16 protein-coding genes are annotated in these 20,975 nt (G+C 72.4%); 8 read left to right on the top strand and 8 right to left on the bottom strand.

Annotation, left to right across the window (positions count from 1 at the left end; all coding sequences use genetic code 11):
• The first annotated feature begins 4 nt into the window (after positions 1-4).
• The 6 genes from ACZ42X_RS15500 (at position 5) to ACZ42X_RS15475 (ending at position 7,018) form a co-directional block, all read left to right on the top strand.
• On the top strand, positions 5-1,669 hold the full coding sequence (locus ACZ42X_RS15500; RefSeq protein ID WP_468289303.1) for an FAD-dependent oxidoreductase: 1,665 nt from the start codon (positions 5-7) through the stop codon (positions 1,667-1,669).
• Entirely contained in the window at positions 1,666-2,229 is a 564-nt protein-coding gene (gene cysC / locus ACZ42X_RS15495; RefSeq protein WP_468289300.1) for an adenylyl-sulfate kinase, read from the top strand. The genes ACZ42X_RS15500 and cysC overlap by 4 nt, the downstream gene beginning before the upstream one ends.
• Positions 2,226-3,113: a sulfate adenylyltransferase subunit CysD gene (cysD, locus tag ACZ42X_RS15490; RefSeq protein ID WP_468289297.1), complete on the top strand. Its 888-nt coding sequence runs from the start codon at positions 2,226-2,228 to the stop codon at positions 3,111-3,113. The genes cysC and cysD overlap by 4 nt, the downstream gene beginning before the upstream one ends.
• A gap of 32 nt (positions 3,114-3,145) precedes the next feature.
• On the top strand, positions 3,146-4,468 hold the full coding sequence (locus ACZ42X_RS15485) for a sulfate adenylyltransferase subunit 1 (RefSeq protein ID WP_468289294.1): 1,323 nt from the start codon (positions 3,146-3,148) through the stop codon (positions 4,466-4,468).
• A complete protein-coding gene (locus tag ACZ42X_RS15480) occupies positions 4,465-5,889 on the top strand; it encodes an FAD-binding oxidoreductase (protein WP_468289291.1) in 1,425 nt (474 codons plus the stop codon). Before ACZ42X_RS15485 ends, ACZ42X_RS15480 begins: the two co-directional genes overlap by 4 nt.
• A gap of 100 nt (positions 5,890-5,989) precedes the next feature.
• Positions 5,990-7,018, top strand: a complete 1,029-nt coding sequence (locus ACZ42X_RS15475; protein ID WP_468289288.1) for a methyltransferase — start codon at positions 5,990-5,992, stop codon at positions 7,016-7,018.
• Between the two features lie 125 nt (positions 7,019-7,143).
• Here ACZ42X_RS15475 and ACZ42X_RS15470 read toward each other — a convergent pair whose 3' ends face one another.
• The 3 genes from ACZ42X_RS15470 to ACZ42X_RS15460 all read right to left on the bottom strand — a co-directional run bounded on the left by ACZ42X_RS15470 (position 7,144) and on the right by ACZ42X_RS15460 (position 10,093).
• The gene (locus ACZ42X_RS15470; protein WP_468289285.1) at positions 7,144-8,193 is read right to left on the bottom strand and encodes an aldo/keto reductase; all 1,050 of its coding nucleotides are present in this window, start codon (positions 8,191-8,193) and stop codon (positions 7,144-7,146) included.
• Between the two features lie 45 nt (positions 8,194-8,238).
• Complete coding sequence (locus ACZ42X_RS15465) at positions 8,239-9,300, bottom strand: 3-dehydroquinate synthase family protein (RefSeq protein WP_468289282.1); 1,062 nt, start codon at positions 9,298-9,300, stop codon at positions 8,239-8,241.
• 103 nt (positions 9,301-9,403) lie between these two features.
• On the bottom strand, positions 9,404-10,093 hold the full coding sequence (locus ACZ42X_RS15460; protein WP_468289279.1) for a siderophore-interacting protein: 690 nt from the start codon (positions 10,091-10,093) through the stop codon (positions 9,404-9,406).
• A 218-nt stretch (positions 10,094-10,311) separates the two neighbouring features.
• Between ACZ42X_RS15460 and ACZ42X_RS15455 the strand changes: the two genes are divergently transcribed.
• Positions 10,312-11,121, top strand: coding sequence for a shikimate dehydrogenase family protein (locus ACZ42X_RS15455; RefSeq protein ID WP_468289276.1), 810 nt, complete (start codon positions 10,312-10,314; stop codon positions 11,119-11,121).
• A gap of 427 nt (positions 11,122-11,548) precedes the next feature.
• Here the strand turns inward: ACZ42X_RS15455 and fxsT are convergent, their stop codons facing one another.
• The 4 genes from fxsT to fxsA form a co-directional block, all read right to left on the bottom strand.
• On the bottom strand, positions 11,549-15,493 hold the full coding sequence (fxsT, locus tag ACZ42X_RS15450) for an FxSxx-COOH system tetratricopeptide repeat protein (RefSeq protein ID WP_468289272.1): 3,945 nt from the start codon (positions 15,491-15,493) through the stop codon (positions 11,549-11,551).
• Positions 15,477-16,808, bottom strand: coding sequence for an FxsC protein (fsxC, locus tag ACZ42X_RS15445; protein ID WP_468289269.1), 1,332 nt, complete (start codon positions 16,806-16,808; stop codon positions 15,477-15,479). Before fsxC ends, fxsT begins: the two co-directional genes overlap by 17 nt.
• A 121-nt stretch (positions 16,809-16,929) precedes the next feature.
• Positions 16,930-19,137 carry a radical SAM/SPASM protein FxsBH, inactivated beta-hydroxylase extension form gene (fxsBH, locus tag ACZ42X_RS15440; RefSeq protein ID WP_468289266.1) on the bottom strand — a complete coding sequence of 736 codons (2,208 nt, stop codon included), beginning with the start codon at positions 19,135-19,137 and terminating at the stop codon, positions 16,930-16,932.
• Positions 19,138-19,178: 41 nt separating this feature from the next.
• Positions 19,179-19,325, bottom strand: a complete 147-nt coding sequence (fxsA, locus tag ACZ42X_RS15435; RefSeq protein ID WP_403552487.1) for an FxSxx-COOH cyclophane-containing RiPP peptide — start codon at positions 19,323-19,325, stop codon at positions 19,179-19,181.
• 249 nt (positions 19,326-19,574) lie between these two features.
• On the opposite strand from fxsA, the gene ACZ42X_RS15430 reads away from it, so the two are divergent.
• Entirely contained in the window at positions 19,575-20,474 is a 900-nt protein-coding gene (locus ACZ42X_RS15430; protein WP_468290137.1) for a DUF4231 domain-containing protein, read from the top strand.
• 9 nt (positions 20,475-20,483) lie between these two features.
• On the opposite strand, the gene ACZ42X_RS15425 is transcribed toward ACZ42X_RS15430, so the two are convergent.
• Positions 20,484-20,963, bottom strand: a complete 480-nt coding sequence (locus ACZ42X_RS15425) for a hypothetical protein (protein ID WP_468289264.1) — start codon at positions 20,961-20,963, stop codon at positions 20,484-20,486.
• Positions 20,964-20,975 lie beyond the last annotated feature (12 nt).

Genomic DNA, 20,975 nt, shown 5'->3' with positions numbered 1-20,975 from the left:
GGCCATGACCGTACTGGTCGTCGGGGGTGGGCCCACAGGACTGGCGACCGCGCTCTTCCTGGCCCGCGCCGGGGTCGCGGTGCGGCTCGTGGAACGCCGGCCCCACACCTCCACCCTGCCCCGCGCCACCCATGTGACGCGGCGGACCATGGAGTTGCTGCGCGAGGCCGGGCTCCAGGAGGCGATGACGGCGGCCGGGTTCGAGGTGGTCGCCGGCGACGATCCGCGCGTGCTCACCGAGCCGGACCGGGTGCTGCCCCGCACGGTGATCGGCGTCCCCTCGCTGTCCGGTCTCGACGCCGCCGAGGTGCTGGAGACCGGGGCGGAGGAACTCTCCGTGCCGGGACCGTGCCCCCCGCTCTGGTGCGGACAGCACCGCACGGAACCGCTGCTGCGCGAGGCCGCCGTACGGGCGGGCGCGGACGTCCGGTTCGGACAGGAGCTGAGCGGGTTCTCGGTGCACGACCACGGTGTGGTGGCGCGGGTCCGGAGCGCGGACGGCCGTACGGAGACCGTGACCGCGCGGTATCTGGTCGCCGCGGACGGCGCGCACGGATGGATACCCGAGGCCGCCGGCATTGCGCGCGGCGGCCTGGGCACGATCGCGCGCCGCACCAGCATCCTGTTCCGGGCCGACCTCGCCCCGCTGCTGAAGGGCCGCCGGTTCTTCATGAGCATGATCGACAACCCGGGGTTCACCGGTGCGGTCATGCAGCTCGACGCGGACGACCGGTGGGCGGCGGCCGTGGAGAGCGAGGCCGTCGGCGGCCTGGGCCGGGAGCCCGACCCCGGCCGCTGCCTGGAGCTGGTGCGGGCCGCACTCGGGACCGACGACATCCCGGTGGAGCTGACGGCGACCTTCCACTGGCGGGCCCGGCACCGGATCGCGGAGCGCTTTTCCGAGGGCCCCGTCTTCCTCGTCGGCGACGCCGCCCATCTGCATCCGCCCGCCGGCGGCTACGGCTCCAACGCAGGCATCCAGGACGCGCACAACCTGGCCTGGAAACTCGCCGCGGTCCTGCACGGCTGGGCCGGTCCCGCGCTGCTCGACAGCTACGACGCCGAACGCCGCCCGGTCGGGATCGCGACCGCCGAACAGGCACTGCTGCTCGACGGCGTCCCGGGCGACCGGCTCGGCGCCGAGATGCGCGATCCGCGCACCATCATCATGGGCTACCGCTACCGTTCGGCCGCGGTGATCGGCGGTGCCGCCGGGCCCGGCGGCCCGTTTCCCGCCGACTTCGAGCTCTCCGGGGCCCCCGGCACCCGGCTGCCGCACCTGCCGCTCGGCCCTGCGCCGGACGGCGGCCCCGGGCAGGGCTCCGTCCTCGATCTGTGCGCGCCGGCCACCACCGGCCCCCGGCTGCTCCTGCTGTGCGGCGACGACAGCTGGCGGCAGACGGCGGCCGAGGTCGCCCGGGAGTTGGCGGTCCCGGTCACCGCCCGGGTCCTATGCCCCCCGGTTCCCCTCGCCCAGGCCTGCGGCACCGGCCCGGGCGGCGCCCTGCTGGTGCGGCCGGACGGCTTCGTGGCCTGGCGCTGCACCGCCGCCGCACCCCCGACCGGGGCCCGGCGGCACCATCTGCTGGCCACGGCCGTACGGAGGATCCTCCGCCCGGTCGCGGCCCGCACCGGCACCCATCCCCTGACGTTGCGGAGTGGCCGATGAAGCACTCAAGCCCCTACTGCACCTGCTGGCCCGGTGGAACCGTGTGGCTCACCGGGCTCCCGAGTGCCGGCAAGTCGACCATCGCCAGGGAGCTGGCCCGCCGGCTGACGCCCCAGGGCCGCCGGGTGGAGATCCTCGACGGCGACGAGAACCGGGCCCTGCTCACCGCCGACCTGGGGTTCAGCCGGGAGGACCGGTTCGCCAACGTCCAGCGCGTCGGCCTGATCGCCGAAGTCCTGGCCCGCAACGGCGTCCTCGCGCTGGTGCCGGTGATCGCCCCCTACGCCGACGCCCGGGAGGCCGTCCGCAAGCGCCACGAGCAATCCGGCACCCCCTATCTGGAGATCCATGTCGCCACCCCGGTCCAGGTGTGCGCCGAGCGGGACGTGAAGGGCCTGTACGCGCGCCAGGCGGCGGGCGACCTGGTCGGGCTGACCGGCGTGGACGACCCGTACGAGGCACCCCGCACACCCGACCTCGCCATCCCGGCCCACCGACAGCGCCCGGAGGAGTCGGCCGCGGTGCTGCTCGGTCTGTTGAGGGAGCGGGGGCTCGCGTGAACCACACGGACCAGCTGGAGTCGGAGGCCGTCCACATCATCCGGGAGGCGGTCGGCGAGCGCGAGCGGCCCGTCCTGTTGTTCTCCGGCGGCAAGGACTCCGCCGTCGTGCTCCATCTCGCGCTGAAGGCCTTCGCCCCCGCCCCGCTGCCGTTCCCCCTGCTGCACGTGGACACCGGGCACAACTTCCCCGAGGTGATCGCCTACCGCGACCGGACGGTGGCCCGGTACGGGCTGCGGCTGCACGTGGCCTCGGTGCAGGAGCACATCGACAGCGGCGAGCTGGCGGAGCGCCCCGACGGCAGCCGCAACGCCCTGCAGAGCCCCTGCCTGCTGCGTGCGATCGAGGCCCACCGCTTCGACGCGGTGTTCGGCGGTGCCCGGCGCGACGAGGAGAAGTCCCGGGCGAAGGAACGGGTGTTCAGCCTGCGCGACGAGCTGGGCGGCTGGGATCCGCGGCGGCAGCGTCCCGAGCTGTGGGAGCTGTACAACAGCCGGCACTCCCCGGGCGAGCACGTCCGGGTGTTCCCGCTGTCCAACTGGACGGAACTGGACGTCTGGCAGTACATCGGCCGTGAGCACATCGAGCTGCCGGAGATCTACTTCGCCCACCGCCGCGAGGTGTTCCGGCGCGACGGCATGTGGCTCACCGCCGGCGACTGGGGCGGGCCCAGGCGCGGGGAGACGGTGGAGAAACGGCAGGTGCGCTACCGCACGGTCGGCGACATGTCGTGCACCGGGGCCGTCGACTCCGCGGCGACCACGGTGGCGGACGTCGTCCGGGAGATCGCGGCCTCCCCGCTGACCGAACGCGGCGCCTCCCGCGCCGACGACAAGGTCTCCGAGGCCGCCATGGAGGACCGCAAGCGGGAGGGGTACTTCTAACCGTGCCGATCACTACGCTCCCCGCTGACGCAGTGCCTCACCCCACCGACACCGCGCTGCTGCGCTTCGCCCTCGCCGGCAGCGTGGACGACGGCAAGTCCACGCTCGCCGGGCGCCTGTTGTACGACTCCGCGAGCGTTCTCGCCGACCAGCTCGCGGCGATCGACCGGCCCTCCGGTGGGGCCGGCCCGGACCTCGCGCTGCTCACCGACGGGCTGCGGGCCGAGCGTGAGCAGGGCATCACCATCGACGTGGCCCATCGCTACTTCGCCACGCCCCGGCGCCGGTTCGTCATGGCCGACACCCCGGGGCACGCGCAGTACACCCGCAACACGGTCACCGGCGCGTCCACCGCCGACCTCATGGTGATCCTCGTCGACGTCCGCAACGGCGTCGTCGACCAGACCCGCCGGCATGCCGCCGTGGCCGCGCTGCTGCGGATCCCGCACGTCGTCCTCGCCGTCAACAAGATGGACCTGGTCGGCTACGGGGAGGAGGAGTTCACCGCGGTCTCAAGGGAGTTCACCGAGACGGCGCGCGGACTGGGCATCCCCGAGACGACCGCGATCCCGATGTCGGCCCTCCTCGGCGACCAGGTCGTCACCCCCTCTGAGCGGCTGTCGTGGTACGGCGGCCCCCCGTTGCTGCATCACCTGGAGACCGTGCCGCCGGCCCGCGAACCGGCCGGCGCGGCTGCCCGGTTCCCCGTCCAGTACGTCATCCGGCCGCGCACCGCGCAGCACCCCGACTACCGGGGCTACGCGGGCCGGATCGCCGCGGGCACGTTCAGCGTCGGCGACCGGGTGACCGTGCTGCCCTCCGGATCGACCACCACGATCAGCGGCATCGACGCCCTCGGGGTACCGGTGGAGCGGGCCTCGGCGCCGCAGTCGGTCACGCTGCTGCTCGCCGACAGCCTCGACGTGGCGCGCGGCGACCTGATCGTGCCCGCCGGGCAGGAGCCGCCGCTCACCCGCACCGTCGAGGCCACCGTCTGCCATCTGCACGAACGCCCGCTGCGCCGGGGCGCCCGGGTCCTGGTCAAGCACACCACCAGAACCGTGCGGGCCCTGGTCGCCGACCTCCCCGCCCGGCTCGGCCCGAGTCTGCTGGAGGAGGAGCCGGCACCGGACCGGCTCGACGCCGGCGGCATCGGGCGGGTGGTGCTGCACACGGCCGAACCCCTCGCTCCGGACGCCTACCGGGACTCCCGGCGCACTGGCTCATTACTGCTCATCGACCCGGCCGACGGCAGTACGCTCGCCGCCTGCATGGCGGGCCCCGGGCCGGTGTACCGCACGGGTGCCGCCCGCACCCGCACAGCGTCGGACGACGAGGAAGAGGAATGCCAGTGAGCGAGTTGCACCCGGCGAACGAGGCGGCTTTGACCCCGGAGGACCTCCGGCGGCTCACCGAGGACGTCAAGGGCTCCGTGTTCCTGCCGGGCGAGCCCGGCTACGCCGAGCACATCGACGGCTTCGACCGGGCGGTCGAGCACCGGCCCGCGCTGGTCGTGGCCGTGGCCAACGCCGACGACGTGGTGACCTCGGTCCGCTTCGCCCGCGAGCACGGGCTCGGCGTCGCCGTCCAGGCCACCGGGCACGGTGCCTGCCTGCCCGCCGACGAGCGCTCGGTGTACCTGTCCACCCGCGCCATGAACGGCGTCCGGGTGGACCCCGGGCAGCGCACCGCACGGCTCGAGGCCGGTGTGCTGTGGCAGGACGTCATCCCGCTCGCCGCCGAGCACGGGCTCGCCCCGCTGAACGGCTCGGCCCCCTTCGTCGGTGCCGTCTCCTACGTGCTGGGCGGCGGCATCGGTGTCCTCTCCCGGCGCTACGGCTACGCCGCCGACCACGTCCGGCGCATCGAGGTGGTCACCGCCGACGGCGAACTCCGCGTCGCCGACCAGCACGAGAACCCGGACCTGTTCTGGGCGCTGCGCGGCGGCAAGGGCAACTTCGGTGTGGTGACCGCGATCGAGGTCGAGCTGATGGAGGTCGCCCGGCTGTACGGCGGCGGCCTGTGGTACCCGGCCGAGTCGGTGCGGGACGCGCTGCACCTGTACCGCACCTGGGTCACCGAGATGCCGGAGGAGATGGCCTCCTCCTTCTTCATGCTGGACTGGCCGGACGTGGACGGCGTACCCGAGGAGCTGCGCGGACGGTTCGCCCTGCACCTGCGGCTGAGTTACGTCGGCGACCCGGCGGAGGGCGAGCGTCTGATCCGGCCGCTGCGCGAGGTGGCGCCGATCCTGCTGGACACGGTCACCGACATCCCGTACACGCAGGTCGGCACCATCCACAACGACCCGCCGGTCCCGGGCTCCTACCACATCAACAACTTCCAGCTGAGCGGGCTGGACGAGGGCACGGTCGAAGCGATCCTGGGGCTGGTCGGACCGGGCACGAAGAGCGCGGTCAGCCTGGAGGTCCGCCATCTCGGCGGCGCCCTGGCCCGCCCGCCGCAGGTGCCCAACGCGGTCGCGCACTTCTCCGAGGCGCGCTTCCAGGTGTACTCGGCCGGGGTCCTCGGCACCGGCGAGGACGAGGCGGTGTACGAGGGCCACGACCGGGTCGTGGCGACGCTCGCGCCGTGGTCGACCGGCACCCGCATGCTCAACTTCATGGCGGGCGTCGCCCACACCGACCCCGCCGATGTGCGGGAGGCGTACACGGCCGAGGCGTACGAGCGCCTGGTCGAGCTGAAGACGGCCTGGGACCCGGGCAACATGTTCCGCTTCAACCACAACATCCCGCCGCGGGCGACCGGGAGCTAGGGCCTGTCTTTCGGATCAGGCCCTAGGCCTGATCGTCCCGCCGCCCGCGCGCCCCGCTCTGCCCAGCCGATCACACCGACGAGCGATTGCGGAGATTGCCATGACCGAACACGTCAAGACCGTGGACCGGAGCGTCAACCGGCAGATGGTGGAGCTGCTGCAAGGGGCGTGGCGGGCGCGGGCCGTTCATGTCGCCGCCGAACTCGGCATCCCCGACCTGCTGTCCCAAGGCGAGCGTACGGTGGCCGACCTGGCCGAGCGCACCGGCACGCACGCACCGACCCTGGGCCGGCTGCTGCGGGTGCTGAGCACGTTCGGGGTGTTCCGGCGGCTGCCGGACGGGCAGACCTACGCCCAGACACCGCTGTCGGCCGTGCTGGTCACCGAGCCGGGCAGTCCGGAATCGACGGACGCCCGGTTCATGGCGGCGAACTGGCACTGGGCCGCGTGGGGCGACCTCCTGCACACGGTGCGCACCGGGGAGTCGTCCTTCGAGAAGGCGAACGGTATCTCCTTCTGGGAGCTGACCAAGAGCGACCCCGACGCCAAGCAGCGGTTCAATGCGGCGATGAGCACGGTGTCGGAGGCGGAGAGCGCCGGCATAGCCCGCGCCTACGACTTTCCGCCCGGGGCGCACGTGATGGACGTCGCCGGCGGACTCGGCAGTCTGCTGGCGGCGGTCCTCACCGAGCACCCGACGGTCCGCGGGACCGTCCTGGAACGTCCGGAGATCGTGCCGCTGGCCGAGGAACTCCTGGCGAAGGCCGGCGTCGACGGGCGGTACGAGACGGTCGCCGGAGACTTCTTCGAGGAGATACCGGCCGGCGCGGACGTGTACACGATCAAGCGGGCGCTGCACGACTGGGACGACGACACCATCGTGCGCATCCTGACCCGGATCCGGGAGTCCATGCGCCCCGGCGTACCGCTGCTGATCATGGAGAGCATGGTGGACGAGACCTCCGACCAGGAGGCGCTGTTCCGGGGACTGTTGCTGACGGTGCTGGTCGGCGGCCAGGACCGGCCCGAGTCGGACTACCGTGAACTGGCCGAGCGAGCGGGTCTCACGGTGCGGCGCAGCATCCCGGTCGGCGGCGATCTGCGGATCCTGGAGACGGTCCGGGCCTGAGCGCCCGAGAGGCCGGCGCCCCTAGGGAGTGTCCGCAAAGCAGCGTCGTCCGCCCGGAGGGCGGGCAGGCGGGACTTTGCGGACACGACCTGACGGACCTCCCGGTTCCGTAGGGGCGCCCTCGTTCAGCGGCGGGCCTTCTCCGGGCGCGACCCGCGGGGGCCCGGCCGCCGGCGTCGCGCCGTGTCGGCGAGCAGTCGCCGCACGGCGTGGTTGTCGGCGGGGTTGACGTCGCCGCCGGGCGGCACGATGTCGTCGATCCGGTCGAGGATCTCGTCGTCCAGGACCGTCCCGGCACCGGCGAGCAGGCCGGTGAGCTGGTCCACGGTCCGGGGACCGATGATCACCGAGGTCACGGCCGGGTGGGCCTGGACGAAGCCCAGGGCGAGATGGGCGAGCGGCATCCCGGCCTCCGCCGCCAGCGCGCGCAGCCGGGTCACCGCCCGTGCCTTCGCCGCGTTCGCGGGCACGGTGGGGTCGAACCGCTGCGGTTCCAGGACCGTCCGGCCCTTCCCGGGTGTGGCGTCGCGGTCCGAGAGCCAGCCCGCGCTCAGCGGGCCCCAGGCGAGGGCGCCCATGCCGTGGCGCTGTGCGGTCGGCAGGACGTGCATCTCCACGCTCCGGCTGAGGATGGAGTACGCGCACTGCTCGGAGCGGAAGTGAACGTGGCCGCGGCGCTCGGCTGTCCAGCGGGCCTCGACCAGCTGGTCGGCGGGGAAGTTGGAGGTGCCGATCGCCCGGACCTTCCCCGCCCGCACCAGGTCCGACAGCGCGGAAAGCGTCTCGTCGATGTCGGTGTCGGGGTCGACTCCGTGCACCTGGTAGAGGTCGATGTGGTCGGTGCCGAGCCGGCGCAGGCTGTCCTCGACGGCCCGCATGATCCAACGCCGTGAGTTCCCGCGGTGGTTGGGGTCCTCGCCCATGGGGCCGTGGAACTTGGTGGCGAGGACGACGTCGTCGCGGCGGCCCTTGAGGGCCTCGCCGACGATCTCCTCGGTGCCGCCCTCGCCGTAGATGTCGGCGGTGTCCACCAGGTTGATCCCCGCGTCCAGGGCCATGCCGATGACCGTGCGCGCCTCCTGCCGGTCCGGGTTGCCCCAGGAACCGAACATCATGGTGCCCAAAGCCAGTTCGCTGACCGAGATCCCGGTACCGCCGAGGATGCGCCGTTCCATGCGTCTTTCGTCCTCCGGTCGTCTCGACTGCTGATCAGGGCAGAATCAGGACACGCCTCGCCACGGCCGCCCGGTGCGGGGCATGCCGGCGAGCGTGCGGACCACCTCGGCCTCCGGTACGTCCTGCACCAGTTCCACACCGCCCGGTCCGTCGAGCACGAAACTCAGGCCGCGCGTCGCCTTCTTGTCGAGCCGCATCAGCGGGACCAGGGCCGCGGGGTCCACGTCTGCGGGCAGGGCGTCGGGCAGCCCGTAGGCGCGTACGACGTCCTCGTGCTCCGCGACCCGGTCGGGCCCGATCCGTCCGAGGGCACCGGCGAGGCGCCCCGCGAACACGGTGCCGATCGCCACGCACTCACCGTGCCGCAGCGCGTAGTCGGTGGCGCGCTCCAGCGCATGGCCGAGGGTGTGACCGTAGTTGAGCGTGTGCCGCAGACCCGCGTCCCGTTCGTCCGCGGCCACCACGGAGGCCTTCAGACGTACGCTCGCGGCGATCTGCTCGGCGAGCGGCAGCCCGCGCAGATCGCCGGCGCCGATGAAGTGGCAGCGGGCGATCTCGCCGTAGCCGTTGCGCCACTCACGCTCGGGCAGGGTGCGCAGATAGTCGGTGTCGCAGAGGACCGCGGCGGGCTGCCAGTAGGCACCGAGGAGGTTCTTGCCCTGGGCGAGGTTCACCGCCGTCTTGCCGCCGACGCTCGCGTCGACCTGGGCGAGCAGGGTCGTGGGCAGGTGGATCACGGGAACGCCACGGTGGTACAGGGCAGCCGCGAGGCCCACGGTGTCGGTGGTGGTCCCGCCGCCGCAGGAGATCACGACATCGGTCCGGGTGAGCCCGAAGTCGGCGAACGCACCGCACAGCCGTTCCACCGCGGCCAGTGTCTTGTTGTCCTCGCCGTCGGGCAGCGGCAGCCGCAGGGCCGGAACGCCCGGATCGGGCGCTTCGATCGCGCGCTGGGCGGTGACGACGGCGGCCCGGCGTGCCCCGAGGTCCCGGACGAGCCCGGCGAGCAGGGCGCGGACTCCGGGGCCGATGTGCACGGAGTAGGAGCGCGCTCCCAGCGACACGTCGATGCGCTGTACCCCAGCTGCGTGCCGTGTACGTGTCATGCGCTCTTTTATAACGCGTCCCGTCCGCCCCACGCGAGAGTGCCTTCCGGCCCCTCTCCCCGCCTCGGTCCCCCCTCGGTCGCCCTGCCTGAGTGGCCCTGTCTCAGAGGATGCCGGTCCGCCCCGCCGCCCAGTGGACCTGGGTCTTCACCGCGTAACGCGGCCAGGCCCGCTCATCGCACAGATGGCGCACCACGGCTCGGCAGGTCATCGCCTCACCCGCGACATAGGCGATGCCCGGCTCGGGCGGCAACCGCAGCCGCCGTACGGCCTCCAGGAGCACCCGCGACCCCACGGCGGAGGCGCGGCCCCGGTGCACCCAGGGAAGGCCGCGCGGACCGTACGGGGCGGAGAACTCGCCCTCCGGCCCGCTCGTCTCCAGCACTCCACAGGCCGTCACCCCGGCGGGCAGCGCAGCCAGCATGGTCAGCAACGGTACGGAGCCGGTCTCCTCGCCGATGAAGACGTGATAGCGGGCCCGTGGCTCCAGCGTGATCCGATTGCGCGGCACACCTACGCGGGTCCTGGCCCCCGGCTCCGTCGAACCCGCCCACCGGCTGCCCGGCCCGCCGGGCTGGTGCAGTGCGATGCGGAGCGTCAGCGTGGCGCGCGACGGACTGTGCGCCCACACCGAGTACGTCCGCAGCCGCGGTTCACCGTCCACGTCCGGCACCTCCAGCGGCAGGTGCGCGCCCGGTTTGCTGCGCAGGGCCGCGAGTGCGGGCCCCGTGAGGATCAGCTCCCGCATGTCCGGGGTGACGTCGCGCACCTCGGCGACCTTCACATCCAGCATCCGGGTGTCATGGAACCGCCGACTCCGCCCCGCGCCGCGCCGGGGCACGTCAGAGAAGCTCAACCGTCCCGCCCTCCTCGGTTCCTTCGACTGGCCGGGCCTCGCCGCCGTTCAGTATGCCCGCACACGGGGCCCCGTTGTTCCCTCGGCCGCCCACGGTTATGGTTCCCGGGATTCGGGGTGCACCGGGACCTGGCCAAGATGTCGGAGGGTTCGGTATGACGACGGAACACCAGCTCATCACCGGCGGTACCCGATTGTTCGCCGTGATCGGAGATCCGGTCGAACAGGTGCAGGCGCCCTCGATGATGAACGCGCTGTTCGCCCGGCTCGGCATCGATGCGGTGCTGGTGCCGGTGCACGCCACCCCCACGCGACTCGCCGCCGTGGTCCGGGGACTGCAGAGCACCGAGAACGTCGACGGGCTCCTCGTCACCGTGCCGCACAAGAGGGCCGTCCTGGACCTGGTCGACGAGGTGAGCCCCACGGCGGCGCTCAGCAACGGCGCGAATGCGATGCGCCGGCTCCCGGACGGCCGGTGGCGGGCCGACAACTTCGATGGCGAGGGCTTTGTGCGGGGGTTACGCGCGGCTGGACACGAACCGGCGGGTCGGCACGTCTGGCTCGTCGGCGCGGGCGGGGCGGGCAGTGCCATCGCCGTCTCCCTGCTGTCGGCCGGTGCCGAACTCACGGTCACCGACCGGGACGAGCACCGGGGCCGCACACTTGTCGAGCGGCTGTCCCCGCACTTCCCGGGGCGCCTTTGCAGCGCCGCGGGCCCCGTGGCGGCGGATCTGGCGGTGAACGCGACCCCGCTGGGCATGCACCCCGAGGATCCTCTGCCGTTCGATCCCGCGCTCCTTCCCAGGAGCACGGTGGTGGTCGACATCGTGATGAAACCCCGACGCACCGCGCTCCTGCGAGCGGCCGAGAAGCACGGCCTCATGGTGCACTACGGTGCTGCGATGCTGGCCCGCCAACTGGACCTGTACGTGGACTTCTTCTCCCTCTACGGACAGCTCGGCTGAACCGGTTATGGGTGTGCGGCGGCAACGCTCCGGCACCCGAGGTCGCGTCAGCCGTCACTAAAATGTGGGCATGACATCCTTACGGCGTGCGTCCGGGCGGGTTGTTGACCTCTTGGCCCGGACCTATGGGGCTATGGGTGGATCCGGTACCAGGAAACCACCCACTCCCGTACAGCAGTTCGCCGCTCGTCGCCCCGCTCTCCTGGCTCTGTTCCTGGGGACACCCGTCGGACTCATCGTGGTCCTTGCGAGTTGGCGCACCATCCATACGAGCGGCGATGTCTTGTTGGTGCTCGCCACGTGCGTCGCCGTGTACCTCGCCTTCGGCTTGGCGGCTTGTGCGGAACGCGTGCGACAACGGCATCTCCAACAGACCGGCTCGTGCTCTACGCGGCGGTAGGCCACCCGTCCTCTGAGCGGACCGGCCTCACACCGCCAGCGGCTCCAGGTCCCGGTGGACCCGGCGCTCGTCGCGGGCCAGGCGCGTGAGCGCGTGGTCCTCGCCGAGCTGGCGCGACAGCTCCTCCGCGGTCTCGGCGCGCAGGTGGGCCGCCTCGTCCTTGCGGCCCAGCGCGCCGAGCGTGACGGACATGTTGGAGGCGACGGCCAGCACCTCCGGGTGGTGGCCGCCGAGCACCTCGCGGAGCAGGCCCACCGTGCGCCGCTCGATGCGCAGCGCCTCCTCCAGCTCGCCGAGGTCCGCCTTGGCGTTGGCGAGGTTCACCGTGCAGAACAGCACGTGCGGGTGGCGGTCGCCGAGCACCTCGACCAGCACTCGCAGCGTGTTCCGGAGGGTCTGCTCCGCGGTGTCGGGCATCCCGCAGCCCCACTGGTAGATGCCGAGGTTGTTGAGCGCGGCGAGGGTGTACGGGTGCCGCTCCCCCGGCACCTTCATGTACTGGTCCACGACCTCCTGTGCGAGGTCCCGCGCCGCCACCGGCTCCCCGGCGGCGTACAGGTCCGCCGCCAGGTTGAGGTCGCAGGCGAGGGAGTCGGGGTTGGCCGAGGTGTACTTGGCGCGGTACCGGTTGCGCGTGGCGGTGGTGAGCCGCCGCGCGTCCTCCAGGCGGCCGGCCCGCCGCAGGGACACGGCGAGCGACTTGGCCGCCGCGAGCGTGCCGGGGAAGGCCCGTCCGAGGGTGTCCTTGTAGATCTCGTACGTCCGGCTCAGCAGCGTCACCGAGTCCTCGTACCGCCCGACCTCCCGCAGGTCGCGAGCGAGCGAGGTGGCGGACGACAGGGTGTACGGGTGCTCGGGTCCCAGGACCTCGGTGCGGCGGTCGAAGACCTCCTGGTCGATCTCCCGGGCCCGGGCGTACTGCCCGACCATGCGCAGGTTGAGCGCCAGGTTGTTGGCGGCGGCCAGCGTCCTCGGGTGGGCCTCGTGGAAGATCTGTCCGAAGCCTTCGTGCGCCTCGGTCGCCAGCTCCATGGCCCTGCCGTACTCGCCCAGCGTGCCGAGGTCCATGGCGAGGCCGCTGGTCGTCATGTACGTGTGCGGGTGCGAGGGTCCGAGCACCTCCCGCTGCCGCTCCAGGGTGACCTCGTCGAGCTCCCGGGCCTCCACGTAACGCCCCTGCGAGCGCAGGATGTTCGACAGGTGGAAGCGCAGGTACAGGTACTGGAGGTCGTCGTTGCCCAGCATCTCGCGCCAGGCGTCGCGCAGCTCGGTGCCGAGCGACCACGCGGTCTGCCAGTCGCCACGCTTCCACAGGTAGCGCACGCGGTCGATGAGCAGCCGCCGGGTCTCGGGGTCCCGGCACAGGCGCGCCTCCGACGGGCCGAGGTGGGGCCAGATGGTGGCGAACCGGGGCCAGGTCTCGGGGTTGTCGATCGGCTCGTCGTCGTCGGGCCGCGCCCCGGCGAGGATGCGGTGGACGGCGTGCCGGGCCTCCTTCTGCTCCTCCTCCGTCAGCTGGGAGCGGATGACGGCCTGCACCAGCCGGTGCACCTGGATGGAGTTGGAGACCTGGTCGACCTTGGCGAGGGCGAACCGTCCGATCTCCCGGATCACCCGCCCCAGCACCAGCTTCTCCTGGAGCGACGCGTCGTACGGCTTGAGCGCCTCGATCATCTGCTTGCTGTACAGCAGGTTGGCGTGGATCGGCTCGGGCGCGAAGAAGGCGCACAGCTGCAGCAGCCGCACGGCGGCCGGTGAGCGTTCCTGGAGCCGTGCGATGGAGACGTTCCAGGTGGCCGCGACCGGCTCGGGGTAGCCGGCCGGCTGGTTGAGGGCCAGTGTGCTGGCGGCGGCCTGTTCCAGCTGCTCCAGGTAGGCGGAGACGGGCGTGGCGGTCTCGGCGATCCAGGCGGCGGCCTGCTCGACGGCGAGCGGCAGGTCGCCGACGGCGGTCGCGACCTTGTCGGCGTCCTCGGCGGTCAGCCCCTTGGCACGGCGCTGGAGGTGCTCGATGGACTCCTCGCGCAGGAACACGTCGACGGGCAGCGCGTCCCCGTACTGCGACCAGGTCTGGTTCCGGGAGGTCACCAGGATGTGGCCGCCGGTGGGGAAGAAGCGCTTCAGCGCGTCGGGGTCGTCGGCGTTGTCGAAGACCAGCAGCCAGCGGTTGGTGGGCACCCCGCGCCGCAGCAGGTCGATGGCCTCCTGGGACGCGGAGGCCATGTCCTCGCCGACCTGCGCGCCGAGCCGTACGGCGAGCTCGGCCAGCGAGGCGATGACGTCGTCCGTCTGCTCGGCGGAGACCCACCACACCAGGTCGTAGTCGGCCATGAAGCGGTGCACGTACTCCAGTGCCACCTGCGTCTTGCCGACGCCGCCGAGCCCGTACAGGGTCTGCGGCTGCGGCAGGACGACGGCGAGGCCGCCGCCGAGCTGGTCGCGCATCCGCTCCAGCACCATCGACCGGCCGGTGAAGCCGGGGTTGCGGGGCGGCGCGTTCCAGATCTTCGGCACGGTGCCGGGGAACCGCGGCCCGGGCGGCACGCCCTCGTTGAGTTTGACGGGCCGGTCCAGGGCGCGCAGCAGCGCGGCGGTGGCGCCCACCTCGTCGAGCCGGTACAGGTCCACGGGGTTGCGGTCGATGTACGGGGCGGTGAGCCGGACGTCGCCGACGCGCAGCGGCAGCAGCTGCCGCCGCCCGCCGCCCGGGTCCTCGGCGGCGGCCCGCTCCCAGACCTGCACGGCGCGGGAGGACTTCAGGTACGCGCTGGAGAGCAGGACCACCGTGCGGGCGGCGCTCTCGGCGGCCTCCAGGGGGTCGCTGCCCGAGACGGCGGGGTCGGCGGAGACGTCGCGGGGTACGACGCGGAAGCCGGCCCGGGTGAGGACGGACTCGATCCAGTCGGCCCACATCCGGTTCTCGGCGACGTACGACAGGAACAGGTCGGCGGGCTGGGCGGGGCGGCGGCGGGTGAAGGCGTCGCGGATGCGCAGCCGCACCTCGTCGTTGACGGACGGCATGGCGGTGACCTCGCCGTCGGTGATGACGGCGGTCAGCCGCTCGAAGGCGGAGAGCAGCGAGTTGGCGATGCCGGCGTCGTCGCCGAAGGTGGCGAGGGTCTCCTCGTACGCGTAGTAGGGCCGGTACGGGATCTCGACGGCGCCCCAGTAGGAGGCGAGCTCCTCGCCGGTGAGTCCGCTCGGGAAGCCGTCGAACTTCAGCCGGGCCAGGGCGCGGCCGGCGTCGGCCTTCTCCTTCTCGCCCTCGTCGATGCGCATGGGCACGGGGAATATCCGGATGCCGCGGCCGCCGTACCGCTCGTCGATCTGCCGGGCGACGGCGGCGGCGCCGTCCATGGACTGGTCGCTGAGGGTGAAGCAGTCGACCAGGGCGTCCGGGAGGTGGACGGTGCAGATGTCGGCGATGTCGGAGAGGCCGGTGCGGCTGTCGATGAGGACGTAGTCGTACGTGGCCTTCATGTCGTCGCGCAGGGCGTCGAAGAAGTGCCCGCCGCCGAGGCGGTCGTAGAAGTTGTCCCAGTCGAAGGTGGAGACGGTGGCGGAGTACTCGCGGTTCTGCCGTCCGGCGGAGACGAAGTCGAGGGTGCCGCCGTCGGGGAACTGCCAGCCGAGCGCCTCGGGGGTGAGGGAGACGGCGTGCGGCTGGATGCGCGCGTAGTCGCGGTGCCAGTCGTCGGGCCGCTGGACGGGGCTGGTGGCGGCCCAGGCGTACTCGGTGATCAGGTCGATGACACCGGTGGTGGCGCCGAGCGTGGACGGATCGAGGAAGGGGTGGAAGAAGCGGTGCAGCCCGGGCGCCTCCAGGTCCCAGTCGACGGCCAGGACCCGCTTGCCGTTCGCGGCGAGGATCCAGGCCGTGTTGGCCAGGGCCATCGTCCGTCCCGTACCACCCTTGTACGAGTAGAAGGTGACGATGCGTCCGTCACGGCGTCCGTCACGACTGGCGGTCATCCAAGTCCTCCGCATCGGGCGCGATCTCGTGCGTCTCGGGGGTGAAGTGCGTGGTGGCGTACTCGGCGGCCATGGGGCCGCGCAGCCGCGGGCGCTCGGTGTGGCGGCCGCCGGCGGGCGGGTAGACGGCGGCGTGCCGCAGGTACTGCTGGGCGGCCGCCTCGACCACCTGGGGCAGGATCTGGCCGAAGGCCTCCATGCTCGGTACGCCGCGGGCGGCGGCGCGGCTGGCGGCGCGACCCTGGCCCATCTTGACGGGCATGGTCGCTTCGAGCTTCCCGGTGAGCTCGGTGTCGGCGGCGCGGCTCTGGTAGTCCATGTGGTTGCGGGGGACGACGACGCTGACCCAGGGCCGGTGCTCGGCGTCGAAGGCGGCGAGCCGCTCGCGGCGTTCCTCGTCCTGGAGGGCCCAGCGGTCGACGAGGAGGATCTCGGGCCGGGTGGGGGGCTGCTTGGCGTCCAGCGGCCCGGTGTCGTGGTCGAAGGAGGCGACCGTGGCCTGGTAGTTGAGCGCGCGGACCAGGTCCTGGGCGACGTAGGCGAGGGGCCGGGAGGATTCGGGGTGGTACGGGTTCCAGTCCTGCGGCAGGTCGCCGTAGTACTCGGGGGCGCGGCCCTCGGGAAGGTCGTGGCGGGTGGGGGCGGCGACGGTGACCTGGATGGGGCGGGGACCGCCGCCGGGCTGGCCGAAGGCGCTGGGGGCGAGGCGGTAGTCGACGGGGCGGCCGGGGCCGATGGCGGTGGAGTCGGCGACGGAGACGATGCGCTTGGCCAGTTCGTAGACGGCTCGCTCGTACTCCTCGGCGAATATCCGGAGTTTGATCAGGCCGTACAGTCCGTCGGTGACATAGCGGTCGCCGAAGGCGCGGTGGTTGAACTGGAGCCGTTCTGCGGGGCCGGGGAGTTGTTCCGGGGGGACGGGGACCCAGAGGGCGGGGACGATGGCGTCGGCGGGTCTGTTGTGTTTCGCCTGGTGGTAGATGGCGCGCTGGGCGAAGGCGAACCATTCCTTGCCGCACATCTCGCTGGCGAAATAGCGCGGCGAGAAGAGCGGGACGAAGACCCGGCAGTTGGCCAGGACCTCGCCCAGCCGTTCCGACCAGCCTTCGCCGGAGCGTATCTCCCGGTCCATGAATCCGGCTTCGGCTCCGGCCGGCAGATCGGTCATGGCCATTACATGGCCGCACAAATCGCGGAACAGCCGTTCCACCCACATGTCGGGATCGGGGCCTCCGGCTCCGTACCTCGGCGTGTGGGCGTAACTCAGAAAAAAGTACGGCCGATGGTCCGCCCCTCGCCGTTGCGGTGACGTCACGCGACCCCCGTCCTGTGTGAACCACTCGCATCAAGGATGGGAAGGATACGAGCGAATCAATCATTCCGGAGCAGGTTCGCTCCGCCCCCACGACGTTCAGTCAATCAACGCCGCTTTTCAGTCATCCGCGGCCACGGCACAGCTCTTCCCGCAGGGCGGCCACCAGCGCTTTGCCGCTGACGGTGAGCTCGGCGGCACCTTCGAGCCGGTCCAGGGCCCGCTCGGCGTGCGCGGCGTGGACCGGGTGGCCGGGTTCGTACGCCGCGAGGCCGGTGCGTTCGTACGCCCCGGCGAGCAGCGCGGAGACCGGGACCGGCGCCTCCTGCCAGGGTGCGGGGTGGCTCCAGGCGCCGTCCAAGGCGTAGAGGTCCGTCACGTCGAGCAGCGCCCGCAACGTGGCGCGCCGGAAGCCGCGCAGCAGCGCCAGGGCCAGCTCACCGGGGCCGCCCCGCAACGGCAGGCCGAGCGCGCCGTAGCCGTGCCGGCCCACGCGGGGCGCGGTCCCGGTGAGCGGGGTCAGGGTGGTCAGCCGGGCGGCGGCCTCGGCGGCCTGGCCGGGCGCGGCGTGCCGCAGCAGCCGCCAGGCTGCCTCCAGGCGTCCGCTCCAGTCGGCGGCGTCGGCGGCGGTGAGCCGCCCGGTGGCGGGGGCGGCGAAGCGGTCGCGGTACGGGTCGAGGTCGTCGAGCGCGCGGCCGTCGCCCGGGTGGCGCCGCACGGGGAGCCAGCGGGGGCCCTCCTCGCCGAGCCGTTCGACGCGCTGCTCGGCGCCGCCGGCCCGTACGACGAAGCCGTCCCCGGTCGCCCGTACCTCCGCGGTGCCGGCGGCGGGGACGGTGAGCGCGCCGAGCGTGGGCAGGTGCAGCGGGCCGCCCGGGTGCGGGACGCGGACCGGGGCGTCGACCCGGCCGCGTACGGCCGCGGCGGCGACGTACCGCGGCAGCTGCCGGGCGAGGGCGGGCGCGGTGGGGCGGTCCTCGTGGAGGGCGTCGAGGCAGTCGAGGAGCCAGGTGCGGGTGTAGGGGTGGGCCAGCACCTCGTCGAGGCCGTCGGAGCGCCGCTCGACGGTGGAGGCGAGCTCCCAGGCCTCGGCCCACGGCTCGCCGCCGCGCCCGTCGAGGCGGTGGTGCAGCTCGGCGAGGAGGACGCGGGTCAGGTCGTGCTGTTCGGCGGCGAGGGCGGCCGGGTCGGTCACGGCGGGGGACGCCGTACGCGCCGCCGTGCGGTCCTCGATGCCGCGCACCAGGGCTTCGAGGTCGGCGCAGTAGACGGAGGGGTTGGCGAAGCCGGTGCCGTCCGCGCGGTAGCGGTGGGTGTAGAGCCCGCCGCCGCAGGAGCGGACCACGGGGCAGTCGCGGCAGGTGGCGCTCACCCCGGCGAGCCCGAGCTGGCGGACGCGCACGCCGGGGTGGGCGGCGACCTCGTCGAAGGAGTGCCGGTAGACGTCGAAGCCGGTGGCGGCGGCGCCGTCGTAGGCGCTCTTGAGGGAGTCGACCTGTTCGAGGGTGCCGTCGGTCTCCACCACGACGAGGTCGGTGGGGGCGAGGCCGAGGGATTCGGTGAGGCTGGGGCCGCCGCCGAGGGTGGAGAGCACCGACTCGAAGAGCCGCACGGGCAAGGGCCTGCCCTGCCGGTCCCACCGGTCGAAGGCGGTGAGGATCCAGTCGGCGTACGCGGTGGGCGAACCGTCCGGGCGGGGCGGCGGGTTCTGCCAGGTGGCGTGCGGCAGCAGGAAGTCGATGCGCGGCGGTTCGAGCGCGGCCAGCGCGTCGTAGACGGCAACGGGGTCGTTGGCCACGTCGATGGTGCAGAGCAGCCCGAGGTCGAGGTGGCGGTAGCGCTCCTGGCGCAGCAGGCCGACGGCCCTGAGGACGAGGGGGTGGCTGGAGCGGCCGTCGGCGAAGCGGCGGTGGCGGTCGTTGGCGGCCTTGTCGCCGTCGAGGGAGATGCCCACGCGGACGCCGTACTCGGCGAAGAGGTCGAGGTAGCGGGGGCCGAGCTGGAGGCCGTTGGTGTGGATGCGCAGGTCGAGCGCGGTGTGGGGGCCGAGCGTCCGGGTCAGTTCCTCGCAGACGCGCCGCAGCCGGGCCGGCCCCGCCAGCAGCGGCTCCCCTCCGTGCAGGATCACTGTCACGGAGGGCAGGGCATGTTCCTTCGCATGCTCGGCCAGTCGCAGAGCTGTCCAGGAAATCGCCTCGTCAGAGATTGCCTTAGGGCGGGTACGCCAGCTCTGATCAGCGTGTTCGTACACATAGCAGTGGTCGCATGCGAGATCGCACCTGCTGTGCACTTTCAGAACGATCTCGCGGAAAGGGACCAGCGGTCCGGTCATTCCGCCAGTTTAGAGCTACTTCAGGGCTGTTTTCGGCCGCTTCAGAGCGCGGAGTTGAACGTCGCCCCGCGTCCGGTACGGTCACCGATGGCGGGCAGCACCCGGCTGATCTTCTTGGCCGCTTCCGCCGCCCGGACGTCGATCTCGGCGAGCGGAACACGATTCTTCTTCGCGACAGCGAATGTCATAGAGGTCTGAAAGCTCACGGCGGCCGTCCTTGGGCATATGTGGCGATCTGAGGGGAACCGCACCGTTGCAGTGTCGGCGGCACGACTTTACTCTCGTGGCCACCCACGGCAAATCAGCGCGAACACATGAAGGAAATGCGTTGCGCCAGTATTCCCCGACCTCCCCGGAACGATCCATTCCACCGAAAGAGTGACACAAAACCGCAGACGGGGGTGCGTATGACCGGGTATCAGGGCCCACTGCAGAGCATGGTCTTCCGGAACGAGGATCTGCCGGCGCTGTTCCACCGGGCGGACGAGACGGCCATCACCCGGCAGCGCGAGGCGGTGAGGGACACCCGGACGCAGCTGCTCCTGCTGGTGCTCGGCGCCTTCCTGGCGGCGGTGCCCGGCGGCTGGCGGATCGGAGACACCTTCCAACTGGCGGGCGCGCTCAGCGCGTCGGCGTACGCCGGCGTGCTCCTGGCCGGCTACCGCGCCTCCAGGCGCCGTGCGAAGTCGCATTGGCAACTGAACCGGTCAGCCGCCGAGTTCATCAAATCGATGTGCTGGAGGTACGCGGTCCACGGCGCGCCCTTCGACGCCGACTCCCGCGACCCGGAGGGGGAGTTCCTCCTGCGCCTGGAGGAGGGACTCGGCGAGCTGCGCAAGGTCGGCTGGCTGGACCCCCGGGAGCAGGGGCACGACCCCGGAGCCGACCTCATCACCCCGGCCATGCGGATGCTGCGCGACAAACCCTTCCGGGTGCGCAAGGAGACGTACGTACGGGACCGGCTGATCGAGCAGCGCAACTGGTACCACCGGCGGACGGAGGTCTCGCGGCGGGCCACGGGCCTGTGGCGGGCGAGCACCGCCGTGCTCACCCTCGTCGCCTTCCTCCTCGGGCTGTTCCAGACCTTCTCGGCCGGCGGGTCGGCCGTGCTCGCCGGCCTGCTGTCCGCCACGGCGGCCGCCGGTGTCGCGTGGAGCGAGATCCGCCGCCACCAGCCGCTCATCGCCGCGCACTCGCTGGTGGAGGAGGACCTGGCGGCCATGCACACCGCGATGGAGACGACGGTCGGCGAGGACAGGTGGCCGGCGGCGGTGTACGAGACCGAGCGCATCGTCTCGCCGCAGCACACGGACTGGCTGGTGCAGCACCGCAGGTAGCCGCGTCCGTCAAGGGCGCTCGACGCCCGCGCGCCAGATGACCGTCACCGGTTTCCCCAGCTCGCGGGCGTACCGCACGATGTCCCCCGTACCGCCCAGGCCGCGCGCCGGGCGGCCGTCCCAGACCGCGAGCAGCCGGTCGCAGTGGTCGGCGATGTACGTGCCGGCCGCGTAGTACGCCTCGTCGGTGGAGTGCGGGAACGCCATCCGGACCTCCCGGGTGGCGCGCTTCCTCAGGCCCCGGTAGCGGGCCAGTTCGGCGTCGTCCGCGAAGCCGTCCTCGTAGTCCCCGCTGGGGATGACGGCGACCAGCTCGGCCCCGCAGGCCAGCGCGATGTCCGCGAAGAGCTGGTCCGCCCCGGTGGCGAGGCTGGAGAGCGCCTCCAGGGCGCCGTCGTGCCCCAGGAACGCGGCCCGCATCGCGGCGCGGACATGGGCGTGGAGCTCGTCGGGGATGTCCCTGTGGCCGGTCACTCCGATGCGCTTCATCCGCCCCCGCTC

The sequence above is a fragment of the Streptomyces sp. NPDC030862 genome, assembly GCF_055571835.1.
Note: the sequence above shows the minus strand (reverse complement) of the source record. Positions and strands in the feature narration are given on the sequence as shown.

Bases quoted from the DNA above. Each gene is read 5' to 3' on its own strand.
- ACZ42X_RS15500 (WP_468289303.1), top strand. From the start codon at position 5: ATGACCGTACTGGTCGTCGGGGGTGGGCCCACAGGACTGGCGACCGCG.
- cysC (WP_468289300.1), top strand. From the start codon at position 1,666: ATGAAGCACTCAAGCCCCTACTGCACCTGCTGGCCCGGTGGAACCGTG.
- ACZ42X_RS15475 (WP_468289288.1), top strand. From the start codon at position 5,990: ATGACCGAACACGTCAAGACCGTGGACCGGAGCGTCAACCGGCAGATG.
- ACZ42X_RS15470 (WP_468289285.1), bottom strand. From the start codon at position 8,193: ATGGAACGGCGCATCCTCGGCGGTACCGGGATCTCGGTCAGCGAACTG.
- ACZ42X_RS15465 (WP_468289282.1), bottom strand. From the start codon at position 9,300: ATGACACGTACACGGCACGCAGCTGGGGTACAGCGCATCGACGTGTCG.
- ACZ42X_RS15460 (WP_468289279.1), bottom strand. From the start codon at position 10,093: ATGCTGGATGTGAAGGTCGCCGAGGTGCGCGACGTCACCCCGGACATG.
- ACZ42X_RS15455 (WP_468289276.1), top strand. From the start codon at position 10,312: ATGACGACGGAACACCAGCTCATCACCGGCGGTACCCGATTGTTCGCC.
- fxsT (WP_468289272.1), bottom strand. From the start codon at position 15,493: ATGACCGCCAGTCGTGACGGACGCCGTGACGGACGCATCGTCACCTTC.
- fxsBH (WP_468289266.1), bottom strand. From the start codon at position 19,137: ATGACCGGACCGCTGGTCCCTTTCCGCGAGATCGTTCTGAAAGTGCAC.
- fxsA (WP_403552487.1), bottom strand. From the start codon at position 19,325: ATGACATTCGCTGTCGCGAAGAAGAATCGTGTTCCGCTCGCCGAGATC.
- ACZ42X_RS15430 (WP_468290137.1), top strand. From the start codon at position 19,575: ATGGTCTTCCGGAACGAGGATCTGCCGGCGCTGTTCCACCGGGCGGAC.
- ACZ42X_RS15425 (WP_468289264.1), bottom strand. From the start codon at position 20,963: ATGAAGCGCATCGGAGTGACCGGCCACAGGGACATCCCCGACGAGCTC.